The organism is Pseudoduganella violacea, from assembly GCF_014191875.1.
Taxonomy (GTDB): Bacteria; Pseudomonadota; Gammaproteobacteria; order Burkholderiales; family Burkholderiaceae_D; genus Rugamonas; species Rugamonas violacea_A.
Genome location: NZ_JACHXD010000014.1, coordinates 109164 through 118863, shown reverse-complemented (window position 1 = coordinate 118863; position 9700 = coordinate 109164). Strand labels below are relative to the sequence as shown.

Here is a 9700-nt window from a genome sequence, read left to right as displayed (position 1 = left end):
ATTACGGGCAGGTGTTCGTTACAATTGCGACCGCTGGCGGGGCAGTTGCGGTAGCTTGGGTATAAGATACGAAACAACTCACCGCCTTTGCCGAGTTGGCAACAGAGTTGGGAACGATCGCAATCGCGCCAGCCGCGACAGCGGGACTGGTACCACTGGCAGCTCCCGAGTTAACAATAGTAAAATCAGCACCATTGATATCGATTCCCGCCGCTTGCAACATGGTGTTATCGGCAGCAGGATAGCCGTTTACCAAATTGACCGTGACTCCCTCCATATTGGCAGTAGCACCAGGAGTCAGCAAAGCCCGTGCATGCACCAGGGAAGCTGCTGAGTTGATCGCGCCACGCGCGCCATTCAATGCAGCTACGCGGGCTTCGCCCCCCAGATCCAAAAATCGCGGCAGCGCCGTTGCGGCGAGAATGCCCAGAATTACGATCACAACGATCAATTCAATCAGGGTAAAACCGCCCTGGCCTTGTTTGCGAATTGCGTTGATTGCCTGTTTATTCATTAGTTTCTCCGTAAATCATCCTGCAACAGAAATTGCGCAGCGGATATATAAAAGTAACATATTCTCACCTACTTATCCACGACTTGCTCCAACGATAGCCCTTTATTTTCGGGCTTTCCAGTAGTTTCCGGTGCGTTTCCAGTATTTGCCAACAGACGGAATTTCAGCGGGTGACGTTTTTCGTTAGAAAAAAAATCATATTGAGCTGGCAAATAAAGCAAGGTTTTCTCGGCACGGTCGAAATACCAGCTGCCAGCCTCTAGTTCATCCAACTGGGGCGCTTCGCGTTCACCCTCATAATTTCCTGGCGGCCGCAATAGCCATGACATGGGATTTTCTCCAGCAAGCGATGACAAATCTCCGGTCCGGCCACGAATATGCGCCTCCGCCACCCGACTCTGTATTGTGATGCGCAACTGCGCCAGCACCTGGGCCACGGCCGCCCGCTCCGCCTCTTCCTGATAAAACAGCACTCTTTGCAAGAATACTGTGCCTAGAACAGCAATCACGACCAGCACTACGCCTAATTCGAACAGACTGAAGCCCCGCCGTTGCGCGGCGGCGACAGCTTGCCAGTCCGCGCGCGGCGTTTTCATTTGTGCAGGGCCGCTTTGCCCAAGTCCCAGATCGGCAGGAAGATGCCGAGCGCCAGCACCAATACCATGATGCCCAGCGCGACGATCAATATAGGCTCGATCTGCGCCGACAGCGTTTTCAGCTCGTAATCGACCTCGCGTTCGTACATTTGCGCGATCTCGTCCATCAGCTCATCGAGCGAACCCGATTCCTCGCCGACCGCAATCATTTGCAGCACCACGGGGGTGAACACATTGGCCGCCGACGCCGTGCGCAGGATGCTTTCGCCACGCTCCACGCCGTCGCGCATCTGTTCAACGCGGGCGCTCAGATAGCTGTTGTCGACCGTTTGCGCCACCACCGTCAGCGCCTGCACGATCGGCACGCCGCTGCGGCTGGACAGGGCGAAGCTGCGCGCAAAGCGGGCCAGCGTGGCTTTGCGGATGATCTTGCCCGCGATCGGCAAACCGAGCTTGAATTTATCCCACTTGTAGCGCCCCTTGGCCGTGCGCACATAGCGGGTGAAGGCGACGATGCCGCCCGCCAGCAGGCCCGCCATCAGCGGCCAATACTGGACGGTGAAGTTGGACGTCGCCAGCAGGATGCGCGTCATCAGCGGCAGCTCGGCATTGAAACCGGCGAAGACCTTGGCGAAGGCGGGAATCACGAAGATATTCACCACCGTCATCGCCGCGATGATGGCAACCACCACAAAGGTCGGATAGCGCAGCGCGGTCGTGACCCGCTCGCGCATATCGCGGTCGAATTCCATATGGTCGAACAGGCGCAGGAAGACTTCCTCCAGCCGCCCCGTCATCTCCCCCACCCTGACCATGGACAAGTAGAAGGCCGAAAACACTTCCGGATGGCGGCGCATGGCCGAGGACAGCTCGCGCCCCGCGTCGAGCGACTCGCGCAAGTCCTTGATGACGCGGCCGAAGGATTTGCTGACCGCCGATTCCTGCAAGCCCGCCAGGCCGCGCATGATCGGCACGCCGGCCTTGAGCAGGGTGTAAAGCTGGCGGCTGAACAGCTGCACGTCCATGCTGGTGACTTTCTTCTCGGTCAGTCGGGTCCACCAGTTCTCGCCCTCGCCGCCCTTGTCCGCCTTCTTGGTGGTGACGGCGATCTCGATGGGCGTGACGCCGGTGCTGAACAGCTGGTCGGCCACGGCGCTGCTGTCGGCCCCTTCCAGCACGCCCTGCATCAATTCGCCGCGCGCATTGCGTCCCTTGTAGCTGAAGAATGGCACCTCAATCCTCTTGCTGGTTGCTGATGCGCATAGCTTCGGAGATGGTGGTGCGCCCCTGCACCACCAGCGCCACCGCGTGGCGGCGCAGGGTCATGCCCGCCATCTGGGCCGTCGCCACTTTGACGAAATGGCCCATATCATGATGATTGGCGGCGTCCACCACGGCCGACGTCATTTCCAGCAGTTCGTAGACGCCGGTACGACCGCGATAACCCATGCCGTTGCAGTGCGAGCAGCCCTTGCCCGCGTGGTAATGGCCGCTCGCAGCGCCTTCGCCCAGCTCCAGCTTCAGCCACTCTGCTTCGGTGGCGGTCGGCGTATACGGCGCGGTGCAGCTTTCGCAGATCACGCGCACCAGGCGCTGGGCCAGCACGGCTTGCAGCGAGCTGCCCACCATATAGCGCGGCACGCCCATATCCATCAGGCGCAGCGGCGTGCTGACGGCGTCATTGGTGTGCAGGGTCGAGAGCACCAGGTGGCCGGTCATGGCGGCGCGCAGGCCGATGGCGGCGGTTTCCTGGTCGCGCATCTCGCCCACCAGCACGATGTCCGGGTCTTGCCGCAGGGCCGAACGCAGCACGCGGGCGAAGTTCAGGTCGATCTTGTCGTTGACCTGCACCTGGTTGATGCCAGGCAGGCGGTACTCGACCGGGTCTTCCACCGTGATCAGTTTCTTCTCGACCGAATTCAGTTCGGATAGGGCGCAGTACAACGTGGTGGTCTTGCCGCTGCCGGTCGGTCCCGTCACCAGCACCAGGCCGTTGGGGCGCTGGACGATGCTGCGGAAGCGTTCCAGCAGCTCGCGCGGCATGCCGATGGCGTCCAGCTTCAGCGGGGCGCCACCCTGGTTCAAAAGACGCATGACCACCGATTCGCCGTACTGGGTCGGCATGGACGAGATACGCACGTCGATGCGCTGGTTGCGCACGCGCACGCCGAAGCGGCCGTCCTGCGGCAGGCGCTTTTCCGAGATATCCAGGTCCGACATCAGTTTCAGGCGCAGCGCCAGGGCCGGTGCGATCTTGATATCGGCCTCGGTCTGCAGATGCAGCACGCCGTCGATGCGGAAGCGGATCTGCAGGCGGCTTTCCTGCGGCTCGATGTGGATGTCCGAAGCGCGCACCTGCACCGCGTCGTCGAACACCGACTGCAGCAGTTTGACGACGGGCGCCTCTTCCAGGCCTGGATTGGCGGCCAGCGTGCCGAAGTCGATGGAGACGTCGCCGATATCCTGTTCCAGCTCGCGCGCCAGGTCGGTGATGTCCTCGGTGCGGCGGTAGATGCGGTCGATGGCGGCCAGCACCTCGGTCTCGTTGACCACCGCCAGCTCGACATTGCGGCGCACCAGGCGCGCGATCTCGTCGTAGGCAAACAGGTCGGTGGGGTCGGACATGCCCACCAGCAGCGAGGTGGTACGGTCTTCCAGGATCAGGGCGCGAAAGCGGCGCGCCTGGGTTTCCGGCAGCTGGCGCACCAGTTCCGGATTGATATTGTAGAACTTGAGGTTGATATACGGGATATTCAGCTGGCGCGCCAGGGCGCCGGCGATCTGCTCCTCGGTCACATAGCCGTTTTCGATGAAGACCCGCCCCAGCTTGCGCCCGCTGCGCTTTTGTTCCGTGAGCGCCAGGCCCAGCTGTTCTTCGGACAGCAGCTTTTGCTGTACCAGGATCTCGCCCAGCCGGACTTTTTCGGGCCTTGCCATACTCACTCCACGAATATCACTGTGGGGGCATTGTATGCCGAATGTCAGTCTTGCCGCTAGCTAAAGAAGGCCATTCTTGCTACAGTATGCCTCGCCCGAACTCTGCCCTGATACATGGACCAAGCCGCTCTGCGCTTTCGCAATGTCACCAAACGCCATGCGCACCGGCCGGTGCTCGATGGCGTCGATCTGACGGTGGAGCGCGGCGAGTTCTTCGGCCTGGCCGGGGTAAACGGGGCGGGCAAGACCAGCCTGATCAAATGCCTGCTCGATTTTTGCGCACTCGACGGCGGCGCCATCGAGATTTTCGGCGCCAGCCATCTGCGCCCGCAGGCGCGCCAGCCGCTGGCCTATCTGCCGGAACGCTTTACCCCGCCCTACTATCTGACGGGCGACGATTTTCTAAAATACGTGCTGAAATTGCAGGGACAGGCTTACGAGCCGGCTGCCGTGGCCGCGATGCTGGCCGCGCTGGACCTGGAGGACACCGCCTTGAAGCGCACCGTACGCAGCTATTCCAAGGGCATGACCCAGAAACTGGGCCTGGCCGCCTGCTTCCTCAGCCGCAAGCGCCTGTACGTATTGGACGAGCCGATGAGCGGCCTCGACCCCAAGGCGCGCGCCCTGCTCAAACAGCTTTTGCAGCATTTGCGCAACGATGGCGCCAGCCTTCTGTTCACTTCGCACGCGCTGGCCGATGTCGAGGAAATCTGCGACCGCATGGCCATCCTGCACGGCGGCCGTATCCGCTTCGCCGGCACACCCGAGCACTGCCGCAGCCGCTACGGCGCTTCCACGCTGGAAGCGGCCTTCCTGCAAGCGATCCAATAGGCCCGCCATGTACCAATCCCATTTCGGCCTGACGCAGGCGCCCTTCAACATCACCCCGAACCCGGCCTTTTTCTACAGCGGCAATGAGCGCGGCGCCATGCTCGAAGCCTTGCTGTATGCGGTGGGCAGCGGCGAAGGCATCATCAAGGTCACGGGTGAAGTCGGCAGCGGCAAAACCATGTTGTGCCGCATGCTCGATAGCCAGTTGCCGCCCCATGTGGACGTGATCTACCTGGTCAACCCCAGCCTGGGCCCGGAGGACGTGCTGTACGCCATCGCCGGCGAACTGGGCCTGAACGCGGAAGGCTTGCGCGGCAACGAGGTGCTGCGCCTGCTCAACACCGACCTGATCGCGCGCCACAGCGCGGGCCGCCAAGTGCTGCTGCTGGTCGAGGAGGCCCAGGCCATGCCGCTGGAAACGCTGGAAGAGGTGCGCCTGCTGACCAATCTGGAAACGGCCCACCACAAGCTGCTGCAGATCGTGCTGTTCGGCCAGCCTGAGCTCGACGAGAGTCTGGCCCTGCCGCGCATGCGCCAGCTGCGCGAGCGCATCACGCACAGCTTCACGGTGCCGCCGCTGGCGCCCGAACTGCTGCCCGACTTCCTCGCCTTCCGCCTGCAGGCCGCCGGCCATCGCGGGCGCCCCCTGTTCAGCAAGGGCGCGGTCAAGCTGATCGCGCGCGTTTCGCAGGGCATTGTGCGGCGCGTGAACATCCTGGCCGACAAGGCCTTGATGGCGGCGTTTGCCGACGACGCGGCCACGGTGCGGCCGGCCCATGTGCGCCAAGCCATCCGCGACAGCAGCTTTGCCGCGCCGCCGCGTGCGCTGCCGGCCTGGCTGCTGGTCGGCGCCGGCTTCGTGCTGGCCTTGCTGGTGGCGGGCGCCTGGCTGGTCTGGCAGCAGTCGCTGGCGCCGCCGGACGGTTATGGCAAGGGCCAGCATGCGGCGCGGGAGGATGCCCTCCCCGCATCCCGATTTGCAGGATGAGCGCTTTTATAGGATTATGTCAACTTTAACCCCCGGACCAACCTCGCTCCCGCGGACTACAACAATGAAAAAACTCGCGGCTCCCCTGCTTTCCTCCGCCTGCGCCCTGCTCGCAGGCTGCGCCGCGCCGCAATTGCCGGTATCGACCTCGCATGTAACGGAAAGCCCGCGCCCGGCCGGCGCCATTCCCGATCCGGTGCAGCAAAGCCCGGCCCTGCCGCCGCCGCGCCCAGGCGCGCGCGTGGAAACCTATAGCGTCACGGTGCACAAGGTGCCGGTGCAATCGGTGCTGTTCGCGCTGGCGCGCGACGCGGGCCTGAACGTGGACATCCACCCTTCGATCGACGGCATGGTCACGCTGAATGCGCTGGACCAGACCCTGCCCCAGCTGCTGGCGCGCATCGCCCGCCAGGTCGATATGCGCTACGAGATCGAGGGCAATAACCTGATCGTGCTGCCGGACCAGCCGTATTGGCGAAATTACAAGGTCGATTACGTGAACATGGCGCGCTCGACCCAGAGCAGCGTGAGCATCGCCACCCAGATTTCGACCACGGGCGGTTCGTCGGCCACGCAGACCATCAATCCGACCACCGGCCAGACCACCCAGGCCACGCAGACTTTGGGCGGCGGCGGCACCAATAACTCCACTACCTCGGTAGCCAACCGTTCGGATAATAATTTCTGGTACAGCCTGGAGAAAAATATCCGCGACATGCTGCGCCCGACCAATCTGAACGATCCGCTCACGGATCCCCTGGCCCAGTTGCGCGAGCAGACCGGCGGCCAGCAGGGCCAGGCCAATCCCTACGGCCAGGCAGGCGGTGTGGCAGGGCAGCCGGGCGTGAATCCGGGCGGCTATGCGGGCGGCGCGGGCTATCCCGGCGCGGCCCAGCCTTATGGCGTGCCGCCGCCAGGCTACCCGGCGGCGGCCGAGCAAGGCTATGGCGTGGCGGCCGGCGCCACCGGCGTCCAGGGCGCGGGGGGGCGCAATGCGCCGCGCAGCAACAATACCGTGGTGGTCAACCAGGAAGGCGGCTTGATCGCGGTGCGCGCCACCAGCCGCCAGCACGACAAGATCCAGGAATTTCTCGACACCGTGCTGGCCACGGCCAAGCGCCAGGTCCTGATCGAGGCGACCGTGATCGAGGTCAAGCTCGGCGACCAGTACCAGCAAGGCATCAACTGGTCGCGCGTCAGCAGCAATGGCGAATCGACGCTGATGCAGGGTGGCGTGGCGGCGGGCGCCAATCCGCTGCCGAATACCACCGCGCCGGGCTTCATGCTGTTCAAGTACAACAACCCCACCACGCGCCTTGGCAATATCACGGCCGCCGTGCAGTTGCTGGAATCCTTCGGCAAGGTCAAGGTGCTGTCCAGCCCCAAGATCAGCGTGATGAACAACCAGACCGCGCTGCTCAAGGTGGTGGACAACAATATCTTCTTCACGCTCAAGGTCACGCCCGCCGTGATGACGTCCACCGGCACCATCGCCACGCCCGCCACCTACGAGTCCAAGGTGGAAACGGTGCCGGTCGGCTTCGTGATGAGCGTGACGCCGCAGATTTCCGAAAGCGACGAAGTGACGCTCAACGTGCGACCCACCATCACGCGCGTGGTCGGCTTTGTGCAAGACCCGAATCCCGAGCTGGCCAAGCAGAACGTCATCAGCAAGGTGCCGGTGATCCAGGCGCGCGAGCTGGAATCGGTCATGAAGGTCAGCAGCGGCCAGGTGGCCGTGATGGGCGGCTTGATGCAGGACTCGGTGGACAACACCAAGGATGGCCTGCCGGGCGTGAGCAGCATGCCGCTGCTGGGCAATCTCTTCTCCTACCGCAACGAGAATGCCAGCAAGACCGAGCTGGTGATCTTCATGCGCCCCATCGTGGTCAAGGACGCCAGCCTGAATGGCGATTACAAGGATTACCGCTACCTGCTGCCGGACCAGGCGCCGCTGAATGCCCAGCCTTATCCGCAATCGGCCCCGCCCCAGGTGCGCAATCCTGCTTTCGGATCGGGTGAACAATGAGCCTGCTGATGCAAGCGTTGAAAAAAGCCGAACGCGCCAAGCAGAGCAATCTGCCGGACGAGGAGCTGGAGCGCCCGTCCGAAGCCTTCGACGACATCCTGGCGCTGGAACCGCAAAACCCGTCCGCGCCAACCGCCGGCGGGCTGGAACTGTCGCTGGAACCGCTCGATGCGCCGGCCTACACGCCACACGGCGCCGCCGCCCAGGACGCGGTCGCAGCCGCGACCGGCCCGGCGTCCGGTCCTGCGGGCGGTATTGAACCCAGTTTGGCACCGCTCGATTTCGCTCCTGCCGGTTCCGGCGAGATTCCACTGGTGCCGGCCACGGAAGCCATCCACGACCCGGTGCCGCCCCAGGCGCGCCAGGAGGCCGCACGCCCCCGGCCCGCTCCGGTGCAGCGCGGCGCCCATGCGCCGGCCTTCGATGCTGGCGCCAGTCTGGGGGCTCCCTCCCAGTCCACGCCGGCGTACAGCGGCGACACGACCGGCGCCGCCAATGCAACGAATACTGCGGGTACTGCCGGTGCCGCGCGCGCTGGAAACAGCGCGGCGCAAGGCGGGACGCGCGCGGCGGCAACGCCGCGCACGCAGGCCGGCCAGCAATCGGCTTACGCCGCATCCGGCCGCGCCGGCGCGCAGCAAACGCGCGCCAGCGGCCCGCGCGGCAAGGACAAGACGGCGGGACGCATCGATCCGGCCCATCTGCGCCTGGGCATCCTGGGCGGCATTCTGGCCCTGATCCTGATCGTCTTCGGCCTGATGTACTGGCGCGCCCTGACCGCGCGCCCCGGCGCCGCGCTGCCCATGGTGGCAATGCCGGGTCAAGGCGGTGTGCCGCAGGCGGCCGTCGTCGTGCCCGTGCCGCCCGCCGGCGATGCCGGCGCCGTTTCCGCGCCTGGCGCCGACAGCACCGCGCCAGCAGGCGCGCCGGCCCAGCCATCCGCGCCAGCCAACGCCGCCGCGCAACCGGCGCCGGTGGAGCAAAGAATGTCGCCGGAAGAGGCGCAGGCCGCGATCCGCGCCGCCACCGAACGCGAAGCCGCCGAACTGGCAGCCCGCCTGGCGCGCGAACGCGTCGAAGCGCGCCGGCAGGCGCAGGGGCTTGCTCCCGCCCCCGCCGGCGGCAATCCATCACAACCAGCCGCTCCGGCCACCGCCCAAAGCGGCGCCGGCGCATTGACGCCGATGGCCGACAGCGGCGAACTGCGCATCGTGCGCAATAGCGCGGCCCAGCAAGTGCCGCCCGCCATCCAGGCGGCTTACCAAAGCTTCCAGGCCGGCGATATGGCGGGCGCGGGCCAGCAGTACGCCCAGGCGCTGCAGCAAGACCCGAACAACCGCGACGCCCTGCTCGGCAGCGCCGCCGTGGCTCTGCGCGAGCAGCGACCGGCCCAGGCCAGCGCCGCCTATCTGCGCCTGCTGGAGCTCGATCCCAACGATGGCGAAGCCTTGGCAGGCTTGAGCAGCCTGCGCGGCGGTGACGCCGGCCAGGCCGAGAGCCGCTTGAAAGCCATCCTGCAACGCACGCCGGAATCGGCGCCGGTGCACTTCGCGCTCGGCAACCTGTATGCGCGCCAGGCCCGCTGGCCGGAAGCGCAGCAAGCCTTCTTCCGCGCCTATACCGGGTCGCCGTCCAATCCCGATTACGCCTTCAATCTGGCAATCGGCCTGGATCGCCTGAACCAGGGCAAGCTGGCTGCGAGCTATTACGAACGCGCCCTGGCGCTGGCCCAGTCCACGCGCGCCAGCTTCGACCAGGCGGCGGTGCGCCGCCGCTTGCAGGAACTGTCCGCCGCCGCGCGCTGA

General features: G+C 64.9%; 8 protein-coding genes. 4 read left to right on the top strand and 4 right to left on the bottom strand.

The features are described 5' to 3' along the window. Window position 1: 1 nt before the first annotated feature. The 4 genes from FHS03_RS28550 to FHS03_RS21400 form a co-directional block, all read right to left on the bottom strand. On the bottom strand, window positions 2-514 hold the full coding sequence (locus FHS03_RS28550; protein WP_183442960.1) for a type II secretion system protein: 513 nt from the start codon (window positions 512-514) through the stop codon (window positions 2-4). Window positions 515-582: 68 nt separating this feature from the next. After that, window positions 583-1110 (bottom strand): type II secretion system protein, encoded by a 528-nt coding sequence (locus tag FHS03_RS21410; RefSeq protein WP_183442959.1) that lies wholly within the window; start codon window positions 1108-1110, stop codon window positions 583-585. Next, complete coding sequence (locus FHS03_RS21405) at window positions 1107-2342, bottom strand: type II secretion system F family protein (RefSeq protein ID WP_183442958.1); 1236 nt, start codon at window positions 2340-2342, stop codon at window positions 1107-1109. Before FHS03_RS21405 ends, FHS03_RS21410 begins: the two co-directional genes overlap by 4 nt. 1 nt (window position 2343) lies before the next feature. After that, complete coding sequence (locus tag FHS03_RS21400; RefSeq protein ID WP_183442957.1) at window positions 2344-4047, bottom strand: GspE/PulE family protein; 1704 nt, start codon at window positions 4045-4047, stop codon at window positions 2344-2346. Between the two features lie 114 nt (window positions 4048-4161). Between FHS03_RS21400 and FHS03_RS21395 the strand changes: the two genes are divergently transcribed. The 4 genes from FHS03_RS21395 (at window position 4162) to FHS03_RS21380 (ending at window position 9700) form a co-directional block, all read left to right on the top strand. Further along, complete coding sequence (locus FHS03_RS21395; RefSeq protein WP_183442956.1) at window positions 4162-4878, top strand: ABC transporter ATP-binding protein; 717 nt, start codon at window positions 4162-4164, stop codon at window positions 4876-4878. A 7-nt stretch (window positions 4879-4885) separates the two neighbouring features. Continuing rightward, window positions 4886-5866 carry an ExeA family protein gene (locus tag FHS03_RS21390; RefSeq protein WP_183442955.1) on the top strand — a complete coding sequence of 327 codons (981 nt, stop codon included), beginning with the start codon at window positions 4886-4888 and terminating at the stop codon, window positions 5864-5866. A gap of 64 nt (window positions 5867-5930) precedes the next feature. Continuing rightward, a complete protein-coding gene (gene mshL / locus FHS03_RS21385; RefSeq protein ID WP_183442954.1) occupies window positions 5931-7895 on the top strand; it encodes a pilus (MSHA type) biogenesis protein MshL in 1965 nt (654 codons plus the stop codon). A gap of 8 nt (window positions 7896-7903) precedes the next feature. After that, on the top strand, window positions 7904-9700 hold the full coding sequence (locus FHS03_RS21380; RefSeq protein ID WP_183442953.1) for a tetratricopeptide repeat protein: 1797 nt from the start codon (window positions 7904-7906) through the stop codon (window positions 9698-9700).